Here is a 22,567-nt window from a genome sequence, read left to right as displayed (position 1 = left end):
AAGGCGCGTACAGGCTTTGCTGTCGGGTCTTATAGACGTTGTTGATGGTTGTACAGACGTTGTACGAATCATCAGGGCGCTGCTGCCGCATCTGGGCTGGATCGAATGAGGGGGCGTTGCCTGGCAAGGCGTGCGACATCAGTGCCGGCCGCTGTGGGGGATTGCGCTGTCGTCGGCAGTGCCGGGGTCGTGCCAACGCTAACCAAGGCGCTGGTATCGATGGCTCAGGCGCTGGGGGGGTAAGTGCCTGCAGCGGGGCGGATATAAAAAGGGGAAGTGGCGCGCGGTACCGTACGCGGTCTGTTACCGCAGCACCTTGCTGGCTTCGTGTGCGTAGCCAGCATGTCGACGTTGTTGGCTAGCTGCGGGCGGCGAGGTAGGCGCTGTAGTCGGGAATGCGGTAGTCGTGGGCCTGATCCAGTAGCGCGCTGCTGAGCATATAGTCGGCGCTGCTTTCGTTGCAGGCCACCGGGATGTTCCATACCGCGGCCACGCGCAGCAGTGCCTTGATATCCGGGTCATGGGGCTGTTGCTCGAAGGGGTCCCAGAAGAACACCAGCATGTCTACTCGCCGCTCGGCAATGCGCGCGCCCAGTTGCTGGTCGCCGCCGAGCGGGCCGCTGATCATGCTTTCGATCGGCAGCTTGAGGCGCCGGCCGAGCAGCAGGCCGGTGGTGCCGGTGGCCAGCAGGTGGTGCCTGGCCAGCTTGTCGCGCTGGCGCTCGCTCCAGTCGAGGAGAAATTCCTTGCAGTGGTCGTGGGCGACCAGGGCAATACGCTTGCGCTCGGGCAGGGTAGCGGTGGTAAAGCTGATGCGGCTCATGATGGGTTCCTGGTCCCGCTAGCTGAGCGGGTAATCGGTCGGACTCGGCATGCCTGGTAGCCTGGATGCAATCCGCGGAAATGCTGTCGCGGATCGCATCCGGGCTACGCAGTTGCAGTATTGATGAGCTTGGTAGGAGCCAGGGGGACGCCTAGTCCTTGCTGGCGATCTTTGTAGATCAAACGAATCGCCAGCAAGCTGGCTCCTACACTGGTAGAGGTACCGCTCACAATCGCCTTCAAGCCGCTTCGCACAGCGCCAGGCAGGTATCCAGCATGCGGTTGGAGAAACCCCACTCGTTGTCGTACCAGGCCATGACTTTTACCAGTTTGCCGCTGACCTTGGTGTGGTTGGCGTCGAAGATCGACGACAGCGGGTTGTGGTTGAAGTCGCAGGACACCAGCGGCAGGTTGTTGTAGCCCAATACCGGCGAGGTGAGGCTGGCGGCCAGGAGCAGGGCGTTGATTTCCTCCGCGCTGGTGTCGCGCTTGACCTGCAGGGTCAGGTCGACCAGCGAGACGTTGATCACCGGCACCCGTACGGCCATGCCGGTCAGCTTGCCAGCCAGCTCCGGCAGCACCAGGCCTACGGCTTCGGCGGCACCGGTTTGGGTCGGGATCATCGACTGAGTGGCCGAACGGGCGCGATAGGGATCGCTGTGGTAGACGTCGGAGAGATTCTGGTCGTTGGTGTAGGCGTGGATGGTGGTCATCAGGCCGTGCTCGATGCCCAGTTCGCGCTGCAGCACCTGGGCTACTGGGGCCAGGCAGTTGGTGGTGCAGGAGGCGTTGGAGATTACCTGCATGGACTGGCGCAGGATGTCGTGATTGACGCCGTAGACGATGGTGGCGTCGGCGCCCTTGGCCGGTGCCGAGATGATCACTTTGCGTGCGCCGGCGGCGATGTGCGCGGCGGCCTTGCTGCGCTCGGTAAACAGCCCGGTGCATTCGAAGACTACGTCGACCTTGTGTGCCTGCCATGGCAGGTCGGCCGGGTTGCGAATGGCGCTGACGGCGATACGATCACCGTTGACGGTGAGGCTTTCGCCATCACTGTCGACGTTGCCGTCGAAGATCCCGTGCACGCTGTCGTACTTGAGCAGGTGGGCATTCATCGCGCTGTCGCCCAGATCATTGATGGCGACCACTTGCAGCTGTTGGCGGTAGTCTTGACTGTAGAGCGCACGAAGCACATTGCGGCCGATGCGGCCAAAACCGTTGATTGCGATACGGATAGTCATGAGGGAGGCTCCGGCCTGTTTTGTTGTTGGAATTACAAGATTATGCTCGTATGTATAGAAATCAAGTGTTTTCAGTGGCAGTATTTTTGTATTAAGTACAAAATATTGCCACCCGCCAGCCTGGAGTCAATCACATGCATCCCCGCGTCCTTGAGGTAACTGACCGCCTGATCGCCCGCAGCCGCGCCACGCGCGAGGCTTATTTGACGATAATTCGCGCGGCAGCCAGCGAAGGCCCGCAGCGTGGCAAGCTGCAATGTGCCAATTTTGCCCACGGCGTAGCCGGCTGCGGCAGCGAAGACAAGCAGACCCTGCGCATGATGAATGCGGCCAACGTGGCAATTATTTCTGCTTATAACGACATGCTCTCGGCCCACCAGCCCTACCAGGACTACCCGGAGCAGCTCAAGCAGGCCTTGCGTGAAATCGGCTCGGTCGGCCAGTTCGCAGGCGGCGTGCCGGCCATGTGCGATGGCGTGACCCAGGGCGAGCCGGGCATGGAACTGGGCATCGCCAGCCGCGAGGTGATTGCTATGGCCACCGCCGTGGCGCTGTCGCACAACATGTTCGATGCCGCGCTGTACTTAGGGATTTGCGACAAGATTGTGCCCGGCCTGATGATGGGCGCCCTGCGTTTCGGTCACTTGCCGAGCCTGTTTGTGCCAGCAGGCCCCATGCCGTCCGGGCTGTCGAACAAGGACAAGGCCGACGTGCGCCAGCGCTACGCCGAGGGCAAGGCGACGCGTGACGAGCTGCTGGCTGCCGAGATGGCCGCTTACCATAGCCCCGGCACCTGTACCTTCTATGGCACCGCCAACACCAATCAATTGCTGATGGAAGTGATGGGCTTGCACTTGCCGGGTGCGTCTTTCATCAACCCCAACACGCCGCTGCGCGATGCCCTGACCCGCGAGGCGGCGCAGCAGGTCACCCGTCTGACCACGCAGAGCGGGCAGTTCATGCCGCTCGGCGAGATTGTCGATGAGCGTTGCCTGGTCAATTCCATCGTCGCCCTGAGCGCCACCGGCGGCTCGACCAATCACACCCTGCACATGCCAGCCATCGCCCGCGCGGCGGGGATCCAGCTGACCTGGCAGGACATGGCCGATCTGTCGGCCGTGACACCGACCCTGGCCCACGTCTATCCCAATGGCAAAGACGACATCAACCATTTCCAGGCCGCTGGTGGCATGGCCTTCCTGATTCGCGAGCTACTCGATGCCGGGTTGCTGCACGAGAACGTCAACACCGTGGCCGGGCATGGCCTGAGCCGTTACACCCGCGAACCCTTTCTCGAGAATGGCCAGCTGGTCTGGCGCGATGGCCCGAGCAAGAGCCATGACGAAAGCGTGTTGCGCCCAGTGGCCAATCCGTTCTCTGCCGAGGGCGGCCTGCGTCTGATGCAGGGCAATCTGGGCCGCGGGGTGATGAAGGTCTCTGCCGTGGCCCCGGAACACCAAGTGGTCGAGGCGCCGGCGCTGGTATTCGAGGATCAGCAGCAGTTGGCCGATGCCTTCAAGGCCGGCGAACTGGAGCGCGACTTTGTCGCGGTGATGCGCTTCCAAGGTCCGCGCAGCAACGGTATGCCGGAACTGCACAAGATGACCCCGTTCCTCGGTGTGCTGCAGGATCGCGGCTTCAAGGTGGCGCTGGTCACCGACGGGCGTATGTCCGGGGCTTCGGGCAAGATCCCTGCGGCCATCCACGTTTGCCCCGAGGCATATGGCGGCGGGCCACTGGCGCTGGTGCGCGATGGCGACCTGATCCGCCTCGACGGCCACGCCGGCGAATTGCAGCTGCTGGTCGACGCCGACGAGTTGGCGGCACGCGAGCCGGCCGTCGGCACCCTGGATAATGCTGTTGGCTGCGGCCGTGAGCTGTTCGCCTTTATGCGCCATTCCTTCAGTTCGGCTGAGCAGGGCGCCAGTGCTTTCACCACCAGCCTGGAATCGCTGAAGTGAAGCTGGCTCTGGTCGGTGATATCGGCGGCACCAATGCGCGTTTTGCGCTGTGGCGCGACGATCAGCTGGAGTCGGTGCGGGTGCTGGCCACCGCTGATTTTCCGGGGCCAGAGGCGGCGATCCTCGCCTACCTGGGCGAGCTGGGTCTGCCTCTGGGTGCGGTGGCTTCGGTATGCCTGGCGTGTGCCGGGCCGGTCAGCGGCGACCTGTTCCGTTTTACCAACAACCACTGGCGCATCAGTCGTACGGCTTTTTGCCGTGAGCTGCAGGTGCACGAGTTGCTGCTGGTCAACGATTTTTCCGCCATGGCTTTGGGCATGACCCGGCTGCGCGCCGATGAGCGCTTGCAGGTCTGTCCCGGTACGCCCGACAGCGAGCGTCCCTGTGTGGTGATTGGTCCGGGCACCGGTCTTGGCGTCGGCACGCTGCTGGCGCTGGCCGATGGCAACTGGCTGGCTTTACCAGGCGAGGGCGGGCATGTCGATTTGCCGATCGGCAGCCCGTGCGAGGCCCAGCTGTGGCAGCAACTGTACAAGCAACTCGGTCATGTGCGCGCCGAAGATGTCCTCAGCGGCAGTGGTCTGTTGCTGCTCTATCAAGCTATGTGCGCGCTGGATGGGCACGCGCTGCGTTTGAATTCGCCGGCTGAGGTCACGGCGGCGGCGCTGGCTGGCGATGCAGTGGCGATGGCGGTGCTGGAGCAGTTCTGCTGTTGGCTGGGGCGCGCAGCCGGTAATAACGTGCTGAGTCTGGGCGCGCGCGGCGGGGTGTATATCGTCGGCGGCGTGGTGCCGCGCTTTGCTGAATTCTTTCTGGCCAGCGGGTTTGCCAAAAGCTTCAGTGACAAAGGTTGTATGAGTGATTACTTTGCCGGCATCCCGGTATGGTTGGTGACCGCCGAGTACCCGGGGTTGATGGGCGCGGGCGTGGCTTTGCAGCAAGAGCATTGCCGTAGGATGGGGTGAGCGTAGCGATACCCATCGCTCGGACTTTTCCACCGTTGCCCGCCGGAATGGCGGACAAGCCTGCGGCATGTTCGCCCTATGATCTGGTGCGCACGGCGCACCCTACAACAATGAGGAAGGCCCGCTGTGAGCCAGCCCGGTAAATCGATTCTGCTGGTCGACGATGACCAGGAAATTCGCGAACTGTTGCACACCTACCTGAGCCGAGCCGGTTTCCAGGTGCGTACCGTCGGCGACGGTGCCGGTTTCCGCCAGGCCCTGTGCGCCGAATCGGCGGACTTGGTGATTCTCGATGTGATGTTGCCCGACGAGGATGGTTTCAGCCTGTGTCGCTGGGTGCGCGAGCATCAGCGGTTTGCCCAGGTGCCGATCATCATGCTCACCGCCAGCTCGGATGAGACCGATCGGGTCATCGGCTTGGAACTTGGCGCCGACGACTACCTGGGCAAGCCCTTCAGCCCGCGTGAGTTGCTGGCGCGGATCAAGGCGCTGCTGCGCCGTGCGCATTTCACCCAGGAGCGTGGCAGCGAGGTGCTGGCTTTCGACGACTGGCGCCTGGATATGGTCAGCCACCGCCTGTTCCATATCGATGGCGAGGAGGTGATCCTCTCCGGTGCCGACTTCGCCCTGCTCAAGCTGTTTCTCGATCACCCGCAGCAGATCCTCGACCGCGACACCATTGGCAACGCCACCCGCGGGCGCGAGGTGATGCCGCTGGAGCGTATCGTCGACATGGCGGTCAGTCGTTTGCGCCAACGCCTGCGCGATACGGAAAAGCCGGCGCGCTTGATCCGCACCGTGCGCGGCAGTGGCTACCAGTTGGCGGCAGCGGTCACGCCGCATAACCATGTCTAGCCTGCACCGGCTGTTGTCGCTGCCGCGCTCGCTGCTCGGCCGTATGCTGCTGCTGACTTTGCTGGTGGTGTTGCTGGCCCAGGCCTTGTCCAGCGTAATCTGGGTATCGCAGTTGCGCGCCAGTCAGATGGAGGGCCTGCTCACCAGTTCGCGCAGCCTGGCCCAGTCGATGGCCGCCAGCGTCGGCTACTTCCGCTCGTTACCGCTGGGCTACCGGCCCATGGTGCTCGATCAACTGCGCAATATGGGCGGTACGCGCTTCTTCGTCTCGCTCAATGACAAGCCGCTGGATATGCAGGTGTTGCCGGAAACCCCGCGCAAGCGCGCGGTACTCGATGCGGTCGATGCGACCCTGCGCGAGCGTCTGGGCAATGATCTGGATCTGCTGGTGCAGTTCGTCAGCCCGGATGATCTGCGCATCTTCAATAGCGCATTGAAACTGGACGAGCTACCGCGCTCCTGGGCGCATTACGCCCTGAGTCTGGAGCCACTCAACCCGCCGGTGCTGGTGACCCAGATTCAGATCGCCCCGGGCGAATGGCTGTACCTCGCCTCCTTGATGCCCGAACCCTATGTCGGTCTGGAACAGCAGGGGCTGCCGGCCCAGCAACTGTGGTTCATCATCCTCACCAGCAGTTTTTTGCTGCTGTTCATCGGCATCCTGGTGCACTGGCAAAGCCGGCCGCTCAAGCGCCTGGCGTTGGCGGCGCGGGACATGTCGCTGGGCAGCGAGGTCGAGCCCCTGGCGGAGGCAGGCGGCAGCGAGGTGGTCGAGGTCAGTCGCGCGTTCAACGCCATGCGCGAGCGCATCGGTCGTTACCTGCGCGAACGCAGTCAGTTGTTCAGCGCCATTTCCCATGACCTGCGCACGCCCATTACTCGCCTGCGTTTGCGGGTTGAGTTGCTTGACGATGAAGCCGTGCAAGCCAAGTTCAGTCGCGACCTTGACGAGCTGGAGATGCTGGTCAAGGGCGCCTTGCAGTGCGTCAAGGACACCGACATTCATGAAAATATCGAGCCGGTCGACCTTAATCAGTTACTTAACTGCGTAATCGAGCCCTACCTGGCGCCGACCGGTAATGGTCGGGTGACCCTGGATGGCCAGGCATGCGCGGCTTATCCCGGCAAACCCCTGGCGCTCAAGCGCTGCATCGGCAACCTGGTGGACAACGCGCTGAAGTACGGGCAAAACGCCCATCTGCATATCGAGGACGATGCGGACACCTTTATCCTGCATGTCGACGACGAAGGCCCGGGTGTGCCCGAGCAACGCCTGGAGCAGGTCTTCGAACCGCATTTCCGCCTGGCTGGACAGCAGCAGGGCTATGGCCTGGGCCTGGGCATCGCACGCAATATCGCCCACAGTCACGGCGGTGAGGTGAGCCTGCGTAACCTGCGCGAGGGCGGGTTGCGGGTGACGCTCAGCCTGCCGCGTTGATGACGGCCTATATCCGGGGTTGTGTAGGGTGGATGACGTTTTACCCATCCACCATCGCTATTGGTGGAAAGCGTCATCTACGCGCCCCGACCCACCCTACGGTGCTCCTGCTTTGTAACCAGTCGGTGACCTTTGCGCATCCCTTCGTTACCCGCAGCGGCGCCGACCCTGTTTAGACTCAACCACAGCGCAAGCACCAGACTTGCCGGTTAATAACAACAAGAAAGGAACCTGCTCATATGAATGCGATTTCTCGCCTGTCCATCGCTGTTTCCCTTGCTGCACTGATGCCGCTGACCGCCCTTGCCGGTGAAGTCGAAGTGCTGCACTGGTGGACCTCCGGTGGCGAAAAACGCGCCGCCGATACCCTGCAAAAGCTGGTCGAAGACCAGGGCCACACCTGGAAGGACTTCGCCGTCGCCGGTGGTGGTGGTGAAGCGGCCATGACCGTGCTGAAAACCCGCGCAGTCTCCGGTAATCCGCCTGCCGCGGCGCAGATCAAAGGCCCGGACATCCAGGAGTGGGGCGAACTGGGCCTGCTTGCCGACCTCAATCAGGTGGCCGAGCAGAACGGCTGGAATGAGCTGTTGCCGCCCCAGGTAATCGAAGTGATGCAGTTCGGCGGCGACTACGTGGCGGTGCCCGTCAACGTGCACCGGGTCAACTGGCTGTGGATCAACCCTGAAGTGTTCGCCAAGGCTGGCGCCACGCCGCCAACCACGCTCGATGAATTCTTCGCTGCCGCGGAAAAACTCAAAACTGCCGGCTTCATGCCCCTGGCCCACGGCGGCCAGCCTTGGCAGGACACCACCGTGTTCGAAGACCTGGCCCTGGCTGTATTGGGTCCGGATGACTTCCATAAGGCTTTTGTCGATCTGGACGAGTCTGTGCTGACCAGTGCCAAGATGGTCGAGGTATTCGCCGCCTTGCAGAAACTGCGCGGCTATGTCGACGCCAATGCCGCCGGACGTGACTGGAACAGTGCCACCGCCATGGTCATCAATGGCAAGGCCGGCATGCAGATCATGGGCGACTGGGCCAAGAGCGAATGGACCGCCGCCGGCAAGGTCGCCGGCAGTGACTATGAGTGCCTGCCGTTCCCCGGTACCCAGGGCAGCTTTGCCTACAACATCGATTCGCTGGCCATGTTCAAGCTGAGCAATGCGGACAACCGCAAGGCCCAGGAAGACCTGGCGCGTACCGTGATGGAGCCGGAGTTCCAGCAGTTCTTCAACCAGAACAAAGGCTCGATCCCGGTGCGTATGGATCAGGACATGAGCAGCTTCGATGCCTGCGCGCAGAAGTCCATGATCGACTTCAAGGCAGCCGCCGCCAATGGTGGTCTGCAGCCGAGTCTGGCCCACGGCATGGCCGCCTCAAGCTATGTGCAGGGCGCGGTGTTCGATGTGGTGACCAACTTCTTCAACGACACCAAGGCCGATCCGCAGAAGGCTGCCCAGCAGCTGGCCGCGGCTATCCAGGCTGTGCAGTAAGTCAGCCAGGGCCGCCGGTGCGCCGGCGGTAACTCACTACGTTTGACCTGCTTATCCCTGGCGCATGCCCTCCGGCCTGCGCCACGGGATCGGCCGTGCCGGATTTCTGTAGGAGCCAGGGGGACGCCTAGTTATTGCTGGCGATCCATCAATCGCAGTCGCGCTGATCGCCAGCAATAACTAGGCGTCCCCCTGGCTCCTACAAGTGGCGCAATACGCAACGGAGTTATCCATGAGTTCAACCGCAGTTTTCCCCAAGGCCTCACCGCTGGATGCGCTGCAACGCTGGCTGCCCAAGCTGGTGTTGGCGCCGACGATGCTGATCGTGCTGGTCGGTTTCTATGGCTACATCCTCTGGACCTTTGTGCTTTCGTTCACCAGTTCGCGCTTTATGCCCAGCTATTCCTGGGTTGGCCTGCAGCAGTACGCACGCCTGTGGGACAACGACCGCTGGTGGGTGGCGAGCCAGAATCTGTTGCTCTTTGGCGGCCTGTTCATCGGCATCAGCCTGGTGATCGGCGTGCTGTTGGCGGTGCTGCTGGACCAGCGGATTCGCCGCGAAGGCTTTATTCGCACTATTTTTCTCTATCCCATGGCGCTGTCGATGATCGTCACCGGCACCGCCTGGAAGTGGCTGCTCAACCCCGGCCTGGGCATCGACAAGATGCTCCGTGACTGGGGTTGGGAAGGTTTTCGTTTCGACTGGCTAGTGGACCCGGATCGGGTGGTCTACTGCCTGGTGATCGCCGCGGTCTGGCAGTCCTCGGGCTTCGTCATGGCGCTGTTCCTGGCCGGCCTGCGCGGGGTCGATCAGTCGATCATTCGCGCCGCCCAGGTCGACGGCGCCAGCCTGCCGAATATTTACCTACGGATCATCCTGCCGAGCCTGGGTCCGGTGTTCTTCAGTGCCCTGATGATCCTCTCGCACATCGCGATCAAGAGCTTCGATCTGGTCGCCTCGATGACCGCCGGCGGCCCTGGTTACGCCTCCGATCTCCCGGCGATGTTCATGTACGCCCACACCTTTACCCGCGGCCAGATGGGCCTCGGCGCCGCCAGTGCGATCCTCATGCTCGGCGCGGTGCTGGCGATCCTGGTGCCTTACCTGTACTCCGAACTGCGAGGCAAACGCCATGACTAGTCATGCCATTAACGCGAACGTCACGCAGCGCCGGATAAGGGCTATCAGCCTGAGTCGCGTGGCGATCTACGCCACCCTGTTGGCCGCCTGCGCGGTCTACCTGATCCCGCTGCTGATCATGCTGCTGACCAGCTTCAAAAGCCCGGAAGACATCCGCACCGGCAACCTGCTGTCCTGGCCCGAGGTGTTCACCGCCATCGGTTGGCTGAAGGCCTGGGACGGCGTCGGCGGTTACTTCTGGAATTCGGTGAAGATCACCATTCCGGCGGTGCTGATCTCCACCGTGATCGGCGCGCTGAACGGTTACGTGCTGGCCATGTGGCGCTTTCGTGGTTCGCAGCTGTTCTTCGGCCTGCTGCTGTTCGGCTGTTTCCTACCGTTCCAGGTGGTGCTGCTGCCGGCGTCCTTCACCATCGGCCAGCTCGGCCTGGCCAACACCACCAGCGGTCTGGTGCTGATCCATGTGGTCTACGGCATGGCATTCACCACGCTGTTCTTCCGCAACTACTACGTGAGCATTCCGCAGGCTCTGGTGCAGGCGGCACGCCTGGATGGCGCGGGTTTCTTCACCATCTTCGGACGCATTCTGCTGCCCATGTCGACCCCGATCATCATGGTCTGCCTGATCTGGCAGTTCACCCAGATCTGGAACGACTTTCTGTTCGGTGTGGTGTTCGCCAGCGGCGATACCCAGCCGATCACCGTGGCCCTGAACAACCTGGTCAACACCAGCACCGGGGCCAAGGAATACAACGTCGACATGGCCGCAGCGATGATCGCCGGCCTGCCCACGCTGGTGGTCTATGTGCTGGCCGGTAAGTACTTCCTGCGTGGGCTCACAGCCGGCGCAGTCAAAGGTTGAAAGCTGCTGCGCTCGGTCATGCTGCGTTGGAATCAGGCTCGGAATGCTCATTTAGCGGCCTAAACTCCGCCTCCTCGCCTGATTCCGCCTTGCCTGACCTTCGCTCGCGACGCTTCAACGATATGGAGAGATGATATGGCAACCCTCGAACTGCGTAACGTCAACAAGTCCTACGGCAGCGGCCTGGTGGACACCCTGAAGAACATCGAGATATCGATCGAGTCCGGCGAGTTTCTGATCCTGGTCGGTCCGTCCGGTTGTGGCAAGTCGACCCTTATGAACTGCATCGCCGGCCTGGAAGACATCAGTGGCGGCGCGATCCTGGTCGACGGTCAGGACATCAGCGGCAAGAGCCCCAAGGATCGCGATATCGCCATGGTCTTTCAGTCCTATGCGCTGTACCCGACCATGACTGTGCACGGCAACATCGCTTTCGGCCTGAAGATGCGCAAGATGGCCCCGGCCGACATCGAGGTGGAAGTGGCGCGGGTCGCCAAGTTGCTGCAGATCGAACACCTGCTCGGGCGCAAACCCGGCCAACTGTCCGGCGGCCAGCAGCAGCGTGTGGCCATGGGGCGGGCGCTGGCGCGGCGGCCGAAGATTTACCTGTTCGACGAGCCGCTGTCCAACCTCGACGCCAAGCTGCGCGTCGAGATGCGCACCGAAATCAAGCTGATGCACCAGCGCCTGAAGACCACCACGGTCTACGTCACCCACGACCAGATCGAGGCCATGACCCTGGGCGACAAGGTGGCGGTGATGAAGGACGGCATCATCCAGCAGTTCGGCACCCCCAAGCAGATCTACAACGACCCGGCCAATCTGTTCGTGGCGAGCTTTATCGGTTCGCCGCCGATGAACTTCATTCCCCTGCGTCTGCAGCGTCGCGATGGTCAGTTGCTGGCCCTGCTCGACAGCGGTCAGGCACGTTGCGAACTGCCGCTGGGGGCGATGGAGGAGGGCTTCGAGAGTCGCGAGGTGATCCTCGGCATTCGCCCCGAGCAGATCCTCCTGGCCACCGCCGAGAGCCGCAATCAGTCGTCGATCCGCGCCGAGGTCGAGGTTGTCGAGCCCACCGGGCCGGACACCCTGGTGTTCGTCGAACTCAACCAGACCAAGGTCTGCTGCCGCCTGGCCCCGGACGATGCGCCGCGGGTGGGACAGACCCTGGAGCTGCAGTTCGATCCGAGCAAGGTGCTGCTGTTCGACGCCAAAAGCGGCGAGCGCCTGCTGCCGGGAGCCACGGCAGCCGTTCCGGAAACCGCCGCGAAAGTCACCCAGTTCAAAGGTAGATAAATTTGCGATTCGTAGCCCGGATGCAATCCGGGACGCGTTGTCGGTCGCGCAATCTTTCCCCGGATTGCATCCGGGCTACGCCGCTGAATACCTCCGGGGGCGCACCCGCGCCCTTGGGATTCTGCAGTACGTAGGGTGCGCCATGCGCACCGCAAACAGGGCAATAACCCGTCGCTTCGGCGGTACTCCGAAGCATCCGCACAATAAAAACAATCAGGAGCAACGATGAAGACTACTTTGCAAGCTGTCATCCATTCGCTCGGTGCGCGCGGCGCACCCTACTTGGCGGTACTGGCTCTGGCCGCACCTCAGATACAGGCGCTGGAATTCAGCGGCTATGTACGCAGCGGTGCTGGCAGCGCGGACAGTGGCGGCACCCAGTCGTGCTTCCAGTTGCCCGGCGCCCAGTCGAAATACCGCCTGGGTAACGAGTGCGAGCAGTACATGGAGCTGGATCTGCGCCAGGACTTGCTGAGCCTGGACGACGGCTCGGTACTCAGCGTCGAGGGCATGGCCCAGCTGTATAACCAATACGGCCACGCCCCCGAGTTCAGCGGCGACTATGGTTTTGCGCGGATGAACCAGATGTACGCCGAATGGAGCAAGGTACCAGCGCTCAATGGCGGCTCGCTGTGGGCGGGGCGGCGCTTCTACAAGCGTAACGACATCCATATCAGCGACTTTTTCTACTGGAACCAGAGCGCCACTGGTGCCGGTATCGAGGACTTCGCGCTGGGCGGGCTGAAATACAGCTACGCCTTCTCGCGCAAGGACAGCTACTTTCAAGACCCCTATATCAATCGCCATGACTTCAACGTCGCCGGCTTCAAGCCCAACCCGGGCGGTGAGCTGGAATTCGGCCTGAGCTTTATCGACAAGCCTGATAGCACCGACGCCAACAGCGGCTGGGCGCTAACCGCACAGCACAAGCAGGCCGATTTTCTCGGCGGCAGCAATACCCTGGCCCTGCAGTACGGTCAGGGTCCGGGCACCGGGCTGGGTTATACCGGCGATGTGACCCTCGATAGCGACAACAAGAGCTATCGCCTGGTGGAAATCTACAACTGGCAGGCCACGCCACGCTGGGGCGGCCAGGCACAGTTCGTCTTCCAGAAGGATGTGCGTCCAGATGGCAGCGATCAGGACTGGCTGTCGGTGGGTGGGCGTACCAGTTATGCCTTCACCGAGCAGTTCAAGCTGGTCGGCGAGCTGGGCCATGATCAGGTCGACGCGGTGGATGGCACGCGCAAACTGAGCAAGTTCACCGTGGCGCCGACCTGGTCGCCGGCGGGTCAGGACTTCTGGGCGCGTCCGGAAATTCGCCTGTATTACACCTATGCCAGCTGGAACGAGGCGGCGCAACGTGCGGCCAGTTTGCTGGCGGCAGGCTCGGCACTGTCCGATAGCGGTGCCTTTGACAGCGCCCGGCATGGCTCCAACTTCGGTGTCCAGGTCGAATACTGGTGGTGATCGCCTGTTGTGAGCGGGTCGATGCTGCCGGCTAAGCCGCGGCGTTCGACTAGCGCGTCGACAACCCGGCCGGGGGCTGCTGCAGAGCATCCCCTGGCCGGGTTGTTTGTGTCGTGCGCCGGGCCAGCCTTGCGCTGGGTGACTCACCAGGAGCGTGAATTGCTGCTGGTCGAGCATGCGCGTTTCCAGGCCATATTCAGTCGCCAGGGCGGCCAATTGCTGCACTTCCAACCACGCGGCCAGCGGCCCTGGTTGTGGTGCGCCAGCCGTTGGCCGCGCGGCGGTGCGATTCGCGGCGGGGTGCCGGTGTGCTGGCCCTGGTTCGGTCGTCACCCCAGCGAAAGCGGTTGGCCGTCCCACGGCTGGGCACGGCTGAGTGACTGGCAATTGCTCGGTAGCGAGGCGGACGAGCGGGGCGTGCGGCTGAGCTGGCAGTTGCAGCTGTGCGATTGGACGGTGACCCTGGAGGCTGATCTGGGTGAGCAGATGCATCTGCGCCTGTGTACCTCGCATCAGGACAGCGAACCCTGCCAGCTCAGCCATGCCTTGCATGCTTATTGGCGCATCAGCGATGTTGCGCGGGTGGCGTTACTTGGCCTTGATGGCGCCCAGGGCTACGACCTGCTGAAGCGCGGCAACTGTCAGCAACGCGGCGAGTTGCGCATGGAGGATGGTTGTCACCAAATATTCGACCATGGCGCGCGGGTTCAGATACAGGACCTGGCCTGGCAGCGGCGCCTGCTGGTCGATACCCGTGGCGGCGCCAACAGCGTGGTCTGGCATCCGGGTAGCCGGCCGCTGACCGATGTGAGTTGGCGCGAGGCGCTGGGTTTTGTCTGCATTCAGGCCGCCAGTTGCCGCGCCGACAGCCTGACCCTCAAGCCGGGGGAGGAGGCCTTACTGGAGCTGAAGGCGCGCCTGGGTTAAGCGCGCACAACCCGTAGGTCCTATGTTCATCTGCAAGGTCTGCGGCATCGCTATGGGTGGATGAAAAAGGCGTCAGCTACGCGCCCCGATCCACCCTGCACCGCTCTCGTAGCTCGGGTGTAATCCTGGAGTCGTCCTTGAAAGTGGTCCCGGATTGCGCCAGGGCTTGTTCGGGCTACGGGACGGGTTTCTCGGGCAACGCTGCGGCCCTTGCGTGAATCAGCTCGGCTCCTCGTCCAGCGGATAGCGGCTGGCGTTGAGGCTTTCCTTGATCTTGCGCAGGTGCGGCTGGAAGTCCACGCCACGGCGCAGGGTCATGCCGGTGGCGAGCACGTCGAGCACGGTGAGCTGGATGATCCGCGAGGTCATCGGCATGTAGATGTCGGTGTCTTCCGGCAGCGGGATGTTCAGGCTCAAGGTGCTGGCCTGGGCCAGGGGTGAGCCGGCGGCAGTCAGGCCGAGTACCGAGGCGCCATTTTCCCGGGCCAGGCGTGCCACTTCCACCAGCTCGCGGGTGCGCCCGGTGTAGGAGATGATCACGAACAGGTCGCCGGTGTGCGCCACCGAGGCGAGCATGCGCTGCATCAGCACGTCGGCGTGGGCCGATACGGCCAGGTTGAAGCGGAAGAACTTGTGCTGGGCGTCCAGTGCCACCGGGGCCGAGGCGCCGAGGCCGAAGAAGTGGATCTGCCGTGCCTGGATCAGCAGGTCGACTGCGCGGCTGACCAGCTGTGGGTCAAGGGACTGGCAGGCGCTGTCCAGCGAGGCAATGGCGCTGCCGAAGATCTTGCGGGTATAGGCTTCAGGGGCGTCGTCGGCTTCCACCGCGCGGCTGACATAGGCGGCGCCGCTGGCCAGGCTTTGCGCCAGCTGCATTTTCAGTTCGGGGTAGCCGCTGACGCCGAATGAGCGGCAGAAGCGGTTTACCGTCGGTTCACTGACCAGTGCGGCTTGCGCCAGGGCGGCGATACTCAGGCGGGTGGCTTGCTGCGGGTTGCGCAGAATCACTTCGGCGACTTTACGTTCAGCCTTGTTCAGGCTGTCGAGTCGGCCCTGGATCTGTTCCAGGAGGTTTCGCACGCGATCCATTTTTTTTCTTCCTAAGCCTGCGCTGAAATTGCTGGCCTATCGTACTGACGGAGCCAAGCGGCTACCACTGGAAAGTGTTTTTTAGCGTAATGTTGTTTTTATTACTACATATAGCCTTGATAAAATCCCGGTGACAGGGTATTTCTAGCTTAACTTGATAAAAGAACAAACATCATGACCTCGATAACTGTTGAATCCTGTACGTTTGCCTTGTTCGGTGCGCTAGGTGATCTGGCCCTGCGTAAACTGTTTCCGGCGCTCTATCAGCTCGATCGTGCGGGCCTGCTGCATGCCGATACGCGGATTTTCGCCCTGGCGCGCGAGAATGGCGAGGCGTCCCAGCATCTGGCCTCTATTGGTGAACACCTGTTACGCCATGTGCCCGCTCGCGAGATCGACCAGGTGGTGTTGCAACGTTTCCAGGCACGCCTCAGCTACCTGACCATGGACTTCCTGCAGGCTGACGACTACGACGCGCTGGCCGAACAGGTTGGCAGTGGTGAGCGCGTGATTGCCTATTTCGCCACGCCGGCCGCGGTTTACGGCGGGATCTGCGCCAACCTGGCGCGGGTCGGCCTGGCCGAGCGGGCGCGGGTGGTACTGGAAAAACCCATCGGCCACGATTTGCAGTCATCGCGGGCGGTCAACGATGCGGTCGCGCAGTATTTCCCGGAAACTCGCATTTATCGCATCGACCATTACCTGGGCAAGGAGACGGTGCAGAACCTGATCGCTCTGCGGTTCGCCAACAGTCTGTTCGAAACCCAGTGGAACCAGAATCACATCTCCCACGTGGAAATCACCGTGGCCGAGAAGGTCGGTATCGAAGGCCGTTGGGGCTACTTCGACCAGGCCGGTCAGCTGCGCGACATGATCCAGAATCACCTGCTGCAACTGCTCTGCCTGATCGCCATGGACCCGCCCAGCGAACTGTCCGCCGACAGCATCCGTGACGAGAAGGTCAAGGTACTCAAAGCACTAGAGCCAATCACCTCTGCGCAACTCAGCCGCCAGGTGGTGCGTGGTCAGTACGTGGCTGGCAGCAGCGATGGCAAGGCGGTGCCGGGTTATCTGCAGGAGGAAAACTCCAACACCCAGAGCGATACCGAAACCTTCGTCGCCATTCGTGCGGACATTCGCAACTGGCGCTGGGCCGGCGTGCCGTTCTACCTGCGCACCGGCAAGCGCATGGCGGAAAAAATGTCGCAGATCGTCATCCACTTCAAGGAAACCCCGCACTACATCTTCGCCCCGGAGCAGCGCCAGTTGATCGGCAACAAGCTGATCATCCGCCTGCAGCCGGACGAAGGTATCGCCCTGCAGGTGATGACCAAGGATCAGGGCCTGGACAAGGGCATGCAGTTGCGCAGTCACGCCTTGCAGCTGAATTTCTCCGACACCTACCGCAGCGCGCGTATTCCCGATGCCTACGAGCGGTTGCTGCTGGAAGTGATGCGTGGCAATCAGAATCTTTTTGTGCGCAAGGACGAAATCGAATGTGCCTGGCTGTGGTGCGATCAGCTGATCGCCGGCTGGAAGCAATTGGGCGATGCACCGAAACCCTATGCCGCCGGAACGTGGGGGCCGATGGGGTCGATTGCCCTGATCACCCGCGACGGGAGGTCCTGGTATGGCGATCTCTGATCTCGATTTACCGCTGGGCGTGGTGGCGCGCAGCCTGAGCAATCCGGCCCAGCTGGCCAAGGCTTTGGCCCAGGCGGTCGCCGAGGCGTTGCGCGTGGCGATCGAAACCCAGGGTCAGGCGACTCTGGTGGTGTCCGGTGGGCGCAGCCCGATAGCGTTTTTCGAGGCCCTGGCGCAGCAGCCGCTGCACTGGGCGCAGGTGGTAATCAGCCTGGCCGACGAGCGCTGGGTGCCGGTCGCCCACCCTGACAGCAACGAAGGCCTGGTGCGCCGTCATTTGCTCCGTGGCCCAGCCGCCGCCGCACGCTTTGTGGGCTTGTACCAGGCGGCTGCCAACCTGGAACAAGCGGCGCTGCAAGCCGATCAGGCCCTGGCCGAGTTACCGCCGATTGACGTGCTGGTGCTGGGCATGGGCGACGACGGCCATACCGCCTCGCTGTTCCCGGACAGCCCGAATCTGCACGACGCCTTGCAGGCCGACTGCCCGCGCCGCTGCCTGCCGATGCTGGCGCCCAGCGTGCCGCATCAGCGCTTGAGCCTGACCTTGCCATTACTGGCCTCTGCACGTTTGTCGCTGCTGGCCCTGCAGGGGCAAGGCAAGCTCAAGACCCTGGCTGCAGCCCTGGCTGTGGGCGAGGTGGCGAACATGCCGGTGCGCGCGCTCTTACATTCTCCCCTTGAGATTTACTGGTGCCCCTAGGCCCGAAGGACCAGCCGATATGATGACCATCGACCAACGCCCGCAGGCCCGCATGGCTGCAAAAATCGCCCAGATCGACAGCCTCTGCGCCCGCGCGCGGATCATGCCGGTGATCACCATCGCCCGCGAGGCGGACATCCTGCCGTTGGCTGATGCCCTGGCGGCCGGCGGCCTGAGCGTGCTGGAAATCACCCTGCGCTCGGCCCACGGCCTGACCGCCATTCGCCTGCTGCGCGAGCAACGCCCTGAACTCTGTGTCGGCGCCGGTACTGTGCTCGACTTGCAGATGCTCGCCGCCGCCGAGGAGGCCGGTGCGCAGTTCATCGTCACCCCCGGCTCTACCGCCGAACTGCTCAAGGCCAGCCTGGACAGCCCGGTGCCGATGTTGCCCGGCACCAGCAGCGCCTCGGACATCATGCTCGGCTATGCCCTCGGCTACCGCCGCTTCAAGCTGTTCCCCGCGGAAGTCTGCGGCGGCACGGCGGCGCTCAAGGCTCTTGGCGGTCCCTTCGGCGATGCGCGGTTCTGCCCCACCGGCGGCATCAACCCCGACAACCTGCAGCGCTACATGGCGCTGGCCAACGTAATGTGCGTCGGCGGCACCTGGATGTTCGACAGCCAGTGGGTCAAGAACGGCGATTGGGCACGCATTCAACAGTGCAGTGCCGAGGCCCTGCAGCTGTTGGATTGACCGAGTACGCGGTGCGCGCGGGGCCGCCCCAGGCCATGCGCGCCAGTGTATGAGCGCAGGGCGGCGCTGGTAGTTGGTGCGCTCGGCGCACCCTACATGCAACCAGATCGAGCTGTCGCTGCTGGCTCAAGCGAGCGTCTGGGATGGCCAGGTGCTGGCCTGGTCGCCGTTGGCTGGCGGGGCTTTTATCCCGGCCTTGCAGCAGGCCCTGGCTGAGGTGGCGACAACCCGCCAGCTCCGATGAACCAAGGTGCACTGCCTGCGGCGAGTGGCACCCTACGGATCGCCAAAAGCGCCGACTGCGGCGTTGCGCTCGATATTTTCACAACCCCTGCACGGATCTGCTAGCGAAACAGTCGGCGCGGCAGCCAGTACAGATACCCCAGCATGCCGAACAGTTCGACCAGCGACTGCACGACGATCACCACTGCCGCCACTTCCCAGCCGTGCGGCAAGCTCAGGGCAACGGGCAGGACCACGAAGGAATTGCGCGTGCCCAGGCTGAAGGCGAGGGTGCGCCCGTGGCTGGCTGGCAGTTGCCAGGTAAGCGCCAGCAGCTTGGCGATAACAGCTGCCAGCAGCAGGTAGGCGATAAACACCGGCAGCAATAGCGGTAGCAGCTCCAGGGCATTCTTTACCGCCGCGACCTGGGCGCCTGCTATCAGTAATACCACCAGGCCCAGCAGCGGTACCGGCCACCAGGCCAGGTGTTGACGCAGTGCGTCGCGCCCGGTCCGCGCCTCGAGCCAGCGCTCGCTCAGCGCCGCCAGCAGTAATGGGACCAGCACAACCAGCAGCGCGGGTACTGCATCCCTGACTGTCAGTGCGCTGGTCAGTTGCGCGTCTGTCAGCAGCCACAGGTAGACGGGTAGCAGCAGCAATTGCAGCAGCAGGTTGATCGGGGTCACGGCCACCGCGCGCGGTACATCGCCGCCGCCCAGCTGGGTGAAGGAGATGAACCAGTCCGTGCAGGGCACCAGCAACACCAGCAGCACCCCCACGCGCAGTACCGGATCATCCGGCAGCCAGTGCAGCAGGCCCCAGACCAACAGGGGCACGAGCAGGAAGTTGCCGACCAGCAAGGCGCTGATGAAGCGTCGATCAGCGAAGGCTGCGCGTAGGTGCAACAGTGGCACCTGGACGAAGGTCGTATAGAGCAACAGCATCAGCGTCGGCCACAGCATGGCTTGCAGGGTCGGGGCGATGCCCGGCAGCAGGCTGCCGAGCAGCAGCCCGGCAATGATGGCTGTCAGGTAAACCCAGACTTGCCGGCGTTCCAGTGTCAGACGATCCAATGCGGCGTTTCCGTAGGTTCAAGTGGTCGCGTGCAACCAGCGGTTTGGCCGCGCCATCTTAGGCGGTTTTATTGCGCAAAGCCTTAGTCGTTGAAGGGCGCGCGCTGGCGCAGCGGTTGGCACTTATTCGCTAGCAGCGTCTGCCTGCTGGCGCTGGATCTCCTTGCGCTTCATCGTCAGGTACTGCTCGCGCTCACGTTCATGCAGTTGCGCCGGGTAGTGCTCGACAGCGTCGTACCAGAGTTGCAGGCGTTTTTCCTGGCGGGTTAGCGGCGGCTCCGGCAGGGCGTTCAGGTAGGCCTCGATCGCCAGGTAGTAACGCATGGTGTTGCGTTCGATCACCCCGCGCATGCCCTCGATGTAGACGGGCTGCCCCGAGGCTGTCCGGCCGACGATGCTGAAACCCACCTTGTTGCGTCCCAGTGTCGCCAGGTAGCTCTGCGTGGCCATGCGGGCTGCAACGCCGTACGCATAGGAATAGGAGAGGTGGAGGAAGCTGCGCCGGTTATCGAGGGCTACTGCTTCGAGCGCGATGCGGTAGCTGCGGGTGCCCAGCGGCCCGTCCCTGGCCTCCAATAGCACCTGAAGAAACTCGGGCGTCGCAGTGACGACCCGGTAGGTAAATTCGAACAGGTAGGCATCGGCCAGGGCCTGCTCGAACTTGCGGCCGATATGCAGGCGCAGGACTTCTCCGCCCGGACCCGCTGAGGCGCGGCAGTTTTTCACATTCAGGTGCAGGATCAGGATGTCGCACCAGTGCGTACTGCCTTGCAGCGCCATGCTGACCAAGGCGAAGGGCTGCTCGATCACGGCGTAAATATCGCCTTGTAACGCGTCAGCAGTTTGCCTGGACTCGAGATGCAGTGGGCGTTTAAAGGGGGTTTCGCTGAGTTGCTCGGCAAGGGCCGCATGCCGGGCCTTGAGCGCCTCGGCGTCTTGTGCGTGAGTGTGGCCGGCAACTAGCAGCGCCACCAGCATGCTCGCGCGCAACCACTGCAAACAGCCAGCGCCGGGCAGTAGAAGACGCCTCACCGCAAGCACACGAGCAATCCCTTGGCTCTTGCGTCGAACTGCAGCCGCGGCGCCGCGAGGGGCTGCATGTTCGGCATGCAGGTGCTCAGCGCCAGGCTGGGAGTGATGCCATTCCAGCAATATGCTACTTGCATTGGCTGCCCTCCCAAGGAGGTCTGTCGCGCTGCCGCCAGCGGGTAGTCGCAGCGATACATTCGCCTGAATGTATAAGCCAAAGAATAGTCACGGCGCCCATTCAACAGGCATGCCATTGGTCGGTGGCTATGCCGCAATGATTGCTATGTTTGACAGCGCACCGAACTGGGAGGGCTAACGGTTGAAACTAGCGGGGTGCCTACTCGCTACTATTCGATCAGTGATGCTCGAAGCCTATCGGCATGGCTTGTCATGGTGAGCGTGATACCTCGTGTCGAGGTTTCTGCGCCAGCGAGCTCGAACTATTTATGGAGAACGCCATGGGCTTGGGAACGATTTTGTTGATCGTGCTGTTGTTGATGCTGGTGGGTGCCATACCCGCGTGGCCGCACAGTCGACGTTGGGGCTATGGTCCGACGGGTGGGTTGGGCTTGGTGCTGGTTATCGTATTGATCCTGTTGCTGATGGGACGGCTGTAACCAGCGTTCTCTGCGGCTTCGATTGACTGGCCGCTCTCATCAAAAATAGATCACGAGATAAGCTCTGTAGACGCCAGGGGGACGACTAGTCCTGGCAGCGCGCCGACGATCTATGTAGGTCAAAAGCATCGCCAGCAAGCTAGCGCCTACAGTTGCAGATCAAAAGTATCGTCGGTCCGCCGCTACGACGATCCTTGCAGATCAACGACCTCGTCGGAGCGGACGCTCAGCGGGTTAAAACGTGAACCCTTCTCGATTGACGTTGTGGGTTTCATTTGCGCGTTGTCCACGGCCAGCGGCTGGCGTCCGCTGCGCCGGGTTATCTGCCTCGCCACTCCAGTTGCCGCTCGGCGCCGGCTGGGCGCGGTGTGCTGAGGTCGACACGGGGGGAGCTGCGAACACAACGATCTGATTATCCACTTCGGCCACGCCCTCGACGCCCAGCGCGATGAGCTTGGCCAGGTATTTATTGAGCTGCCCTTCGACCCTGCCGGTGAGCGTGGCTTTGCCGTTGAGTACGCTCACTTCGAGGGTGTTGGCGCGCAAATATTGGCTTTGCGCATAGGCCCGCCACACTTGAGTCTCTCGCCGGGCATCGATGATTTGCTGGCCCGACGTGTCTGCGCTGATTGCGCCGCTCATGGCCACTGCGGCAATGGTGAGCGCCGGCATGAATGCCGACGTTCGCGAATAGGGGGGCATGCTGTTCTCCACAGTTAAACGGCCTCGAAGCTTGATCCAGCGGGGAGCACGGTCGTTGTTCCCTGAATCCTTAACGCCCCAGGCGTCTGGCAGTGAGGGAAATTCATTGATTGATGCGATATGCCAAGAATGAGAAAGAATCAAAAAGACGTCCGTTCGCTAGCGCGCTTATGCGGGCCGTAGGCGAGAATTTTTTGCAGCGCGCGCGGTGCGCGTCGTCTGGTCTGTGGTGGCGCAAGCGGGGCGAGCGGACAGGCGGGCAGCAGACTGGGTTACCATTAATCGTCAGTCGCCTGGCCGCGCGCGTCGCCATTATCCGGCGAGCACCG

General features: G+C 62.6%; 20 protein-coding genes. 14 read left to right on the top strand and 6 right to left on the bottom strand.

Going from position 1 to position 22,567, the window contains the following annotated elements; all coding sequences use genetic code 11:
• Positions 1 to 358 precede the first annotated feature (358 nt).
• Both Q8K09_RS14345 and gap read right to left on the bottom strand, forming a co-directional pair.
• Complete coding sequence (locus tag Q8K09_RS14345; protein ID WP_304882491.1) at positions 359 to 823, bottom strand: methylglyoxal synthase; 465 nt, start codon at positions 821 to 823, stop codon at positions 359 to 361.
• Between the two features lie 238 nt (positions 824 to 1,061).
• A complete protein-coding gene (gene gap, locus Q8K09_RS14340; RefSeq protein WP_305255648.1) occupies positions 1,062 to 2,063 on the bottom strand; it encodes a type I glyceraldehyde-3-phosphate dehydrogenase in 1,002 nt (333 codons plus the stop codon).
• A gap of 134 nt (positions 2,064 to 2,197) precedes the next feature.
• On the opposite strand from gap, the gene edd reads away from it, so the two are divergent.
• The 10 genes from edd to Q8K09_RS14290 all read left to right on the top strand — a co-directional run bounded on the left by edd (position 2,198) and on the right by Q8K09_RS14290 (position 14,471).
• Positions 2,198 to 4,024: a phosphogluconate dehydratase gene (gene edd / locus Q8K09_RS14335; RefSeq protein WP_305255647.1), complete on the top strand. Its 1,827-nt coding sequence runs from the start codon at positions 2,198 to 2,200 to the stop codon at positions 4,022 to 4,024.
• Positions 4,021 to 4,989: a glucokinase gene (locus tag Q8K09_RS14330; protein ID WP_305255646.1), complete on the top strand. Its 969-nt coding sequence runs from the start codon at positions 4,021 to 4,023 to the stop codon at positions 4,987 to 4,989. The genes edd and Q8K09_RS14330 overlap by 4 nt, the downstream gene beginning before the upstream one ends.
• Positions 4,990 to 5,115: 126 nt before the next feature.
• On the top strand, positions 5,116 to 5,844 hold the full coding sequence (locus Q8K09_RS14325; protein ID WP_305255645.1) for a response regulator: 729 nt from the start codon (positions 5,116 to 5,118) through the stop codon (positions 5,842 to 5,844).
• Positions 5,837 to 7,282, top strand: coding sequence for an ATP-binding protein (locus tag Q8K09_RS14320; RefSeq protein WP_305255644.1), 1,446 nt, complete (start codon positions 5,837 to 5,839; stop codon positions 7,280 to 7,282). Before Q8K09_RS14325 ends, Q8K09_RS14320 begins: the two co-directional genes overlap by 8 nt.
• Before the next feature lie 239 nt (positions 7,283 to 7,521).
• The gene (locus Q8K09_RS14315) at positions 7,522 to 8,775 is read left to right on the top strand and encodes an ABC transporter substrate-binding protein (RefSeq protein WP_305255643.1); all 1,254 of its coding nucleotides are present in this window, start codon (positions 7,522 to 7,524) and stop codon (positions 8,773 to 8,775) included.
• Positions 8,776 to 9,007: 232 nt separating this feature from the next.
• Positions 9,008 to 9,916: a carbohydrate ABC transporter permease gene (locus Q8K09_RS14310; RefSeq protein WP_305255642.1), complete on the top strand. Its 909-nt coding sequence runs from the start codon at positions 9,008 to 9,010 to the stop codon at positions 9,914 to 9,916.
• Entirely contained in the window at positions 9,909 to 10,778 is an 870-nt protein-coding gene (locus tag Q8K09_RS14305; protein ID WP_305255641.1) for a carbohydrate ABC transporter permease, read from the top strand. Before Q8K09_RS14310 ends, Q8K09_RS14305 begins: the two co-directional genes overlap by 8 nt.
• Positions 10,779 to 10,913: 135 nt before the next feature.
• A complete protein-coding gene (locus tag Q8K09_RS14300) occupies positions 10,914 to 12,074 on the top strand; it encodes an ABC transporter ATP-binding protein (protein WP_305255640.1) in 1,161 nt (386 codons plus the stop codon).
• Positions 12,075 to 12,299: 225 nt separating this feature from the next.
• Positions 12,300 to 13,544, top strand: a complete 1,245-nt coding sequence (locus Q8K09_RS14295; protein ID WP_305255639.1) for a carbohydrate porin — start codon at positions 12,300 to 12,302, stop codon at positions 13,542 to 13,544.
• A 21-nt stretch (positions 13,545 to 13,565) separates the two neighbouring features.
• Positions 13,566 to 14,471, top strand: a complete 906-nt coding sequence (locus Q8K09_RS14290; protein ID WP_305255638.1) for a D-hexose-6-phosphate mutarotase — start codon at positions 13,566 to 13,568, stop codon at positions 14,469 to 14,471.
• Positions 14,472 to 14,690: 219 nt separating this feature from the next.
• Here the strand turns inward: Q8K09_RS14290 and Q8K09_RS14285 are convergent, their stop codons facing one another.
• On the bottom strand, positions 14,691 to 15,551 hold the full coding sequence (locus tag Q8K09_RS14285) for a MurR/RpiR family transcriptional regulator (protein ID WP_305255660.1): 861 nt from the start codon (positions 15,549 to 15,551) through the stop codon (positions 14,691 to 14,693).
• Positions 15,552 to 15,734: 183 nt separating this feature from the next.
• On the opposite strand from Q8K09_RS14285, the gene zwf reads away from it, so the two are divergent.
• The 3 genes from zwf to Q8K09_RS14270 are packed head-to-tail and all read left to right on the top strand — an operon-like array spanning position 15,735 to position 18,595.
• Positions 15,735 to 17,204 (top strand): glucose-6-phosphate dehydrogenase, encoded by a 1,470-nt coding sequence (zwf, locus tag Q8K09_RS14280; RefSeq protein WP_305255637.1) that lies wholly within the window; start codon positions 15,735 to 15,737, stop codon positions 17,202 to 17,204.
• A complete protein-coding gene (gene pgl, locus Q8K09_RS14275) occupies positions 17,191 to 17,904 on the top strand; it encodes a 6-phosphogluconolactonase (RefSeq protein ID WP_305255636.1) in 714 nt (237 codons plus the stop codon). The genes zwf and pgl overlap by 14 nt, the downstream gene beginning before the upstream one ends.
• A 22-nt stretch (positions 17,905 to 17,926) precedes the next feature.
• Positions 17,927 to 18,595 (top strand): bifunctional 4-hydroxy-2-oxoglutarate aldolase/2-dehydro-3-deoxy-phosphogluconate aldolase, encoded by a 669-nt coding sequence (locus Q8K09_RS14270; RefSeq protein WP_305255659.1) that lies wholly within the window; start codon positions 17,927 to 17,929, stop codon positions 18,593 to 18,595.
• 344 nt (positions 18,596 to 18,939) lie between these two features.
• Here Q8K09_RS14270 and Q8K09_RS14265 read toward each other — a convergent pair whose 3' ends face one another.
• A complete protein-coding gene (locus tag Q8K09_RS14265; protein WP_305255635.1) occupies positions 18,940 to 19,890 on the bottom strand; it encodes an arsenic resistance protein in 951 nt (316 codons plus the stop codon).
• A 123-nt stretch (positions 19,891 to 20,013) separates the two neighbouring features.
• Entirely contained in the window at positions 20,014 to 20,868 is an 855-nt protein-coding gene (locus Q8K09_RS14260; protein WP_305255658.1) for a hypothetical protein, read from the bottom strand.
• 509 nt (positions 20,869 to 21,377) lie between these two features.
• Here Q8K09_RS14260 and Q8K09_RS14255 point away from each other — a divergent pair.
• On the top strand, positions 21,378 to 21,536 hold the full coding sequence (locus tag Q8K09_RS14255) for a DUF3309 family protein (RefSeq protein ID WP_305255657.1): 159 nt from the start codon (positions 21,378 to 21,380) through the stop codon (positions 21,534 to 21,536).
• Positions 21,537 to 21,770: 234 nt separating this feature from the next.
• Here the strand turns inward: Q8K09_RS14255 and Q8K09_RS14250 are convergent, their stop codons facing one another.
• Positions 21,771 to 22,238, bottom strand: coding sequence for a BON domain-containing protein (locus tag Q8K09_RS14250; protein WP_305255634.1), 468 nt, complete (start codon positions 22,236 to 22,238; stop codon positions 21,771 to 21,773).
• Positions 22,239 to 22,567: the final 329 nt, after the last annotated feature.

Origin of the sequence: Pseudomonas sp. (assembly GCF_030683065.1) — a bacterium.
In the GTDB taxonomy this organism is placed as follows: Bacteria; Pseudomonadota; Gammaproteobacteria; order Pseudomonadales; family Pseudomonadaceae; genus Aquipseudomonas.
The sequence above is the reverse complement of the archived record's forward strand: the minus strand, read 5'-3'. Positions and strand labels throughout refer to the sequence as shown.

What these genes read in the sequence shown, in the direction of transcription:
- Q8K09_RS14345 (WP_304882491.1), bottom strand. Translation starts at nt 823, where the DNA reads ATGAGCCGCATCAGCTTTACCACCGCTACCCTGCCCGAGCGCAAGCGT.
- gap (WP_305255648.1), bottom strand. Translation starts at nt 2,063, where the DNA reads ATGACTATCCGTATCGCAATCAACGGTTTTGGCCGCATCGGCCGCAAT.
- edd (WP_305255647.1), top strand. Translation starts at nt 2,198, where the DNA reads ATGCATCCCCGCGTCCTTGAGGTAACTGACCGCCTGATCGCCCGCAGC.
- Q8K09_RS14320 (WP_305255644.1), top strand. Translation starts at nt 5,837, where the DNA reads ATGTCTAGCCTGCACCGGCTGTTGTCGCTGCCGCGCTCGCTGCTCGGC.
- Q8K09_RS14315 (WP_305255643.1), top strand. Translation starts at nt 7,522, where the DNA reads ATGAATGCGATTTCTCGCCTGTCCATCGCTGTTTCCCTTGCTGCACTG.
- Q8K09_RS14310 (WP_305255642.1), top strand. Translation starts at nt 9,008, where the DNA reads ATGAGTTCAACCGCAGTTTTCCCCAAGGCCTCACCGCTGGATGCGCTG.
- Q8K09_RS14305 (WP_305255641.1), top strand. Translation starts at nt 9,909, where the DNA reads ATGACTAGTCATGCCATTAACGCGAACGTCACGCAGCGCCGGATAAGG.
- Q8K09_RS14300 (WP_305255640.1), top strand. Translation starts at nt 10,914, where the DNA reads ATGGCAACCCTCGAACTGCGTAACGTCAACAAGTCCTACGGCAGCGGC.
- Q8K09_RS14295 (WP_305255639.1), top strand. Translation starts at nt 12,300, where the DNA reads ATGAAGACTACTTTGCAAGCTGTCATCCATTCGCTCGGTGCGCGCGGC.
- Q8K09_RS14290 (WP_305255638.1), top strand. Translation starts at nt 13,566, where the DNA reads ATGCTGCCGGCTAAGCCGCGGCGTTCGACTAGCGCGTCGACAACCCGG.
- zwf (WP_305255637.1), top strand. Translation starts at nt 15,735, where the DNA reads ATGACCTCGATAACTGTTGAATCCTGTACGTTTGCCTTGTTCGGTGCG.
- pgl (WP_305255636.1), top strand. Translation starts at nt 17,191, where the DNA reads ATGGCGATCTCTGATCTCGATTTACCGCTGGGCGTGGTGGCGCGCAGC.
- Q8K09_RS14270 (WP_305255659.1), top strand. Translation starts at nt 17,927, where the DNA reads ATGACCATCGACCAACGCCCGCAGGCCCGCATGGCTGCAAAAATCGCC.
- Q8K09_RS14260 (WP_305255658.1), bottom strand. Translation starts at nt 20,868, where the DNA reads ATGCTGGTGGCGCTGCTAGTTGCCGGCCACACTCACGCACAAGACGCC.
- Q8K09_RS14255 (WP_305255657.1), top strand. Translation starts at nt 21,378, where the DNA reads ATGGGCTTGGGAACGATTTTGTTGATCGTGCTGTTGTTGATGCTGGTG.
- Q8K09_RS14250 (WP_305255634.1), bottom strand. Translation starts at nt 22,238, where the DNA reads ATGCCCCCCTATTCGCGAACGTCGGCATTCATGCCGGCGCTCACCATT.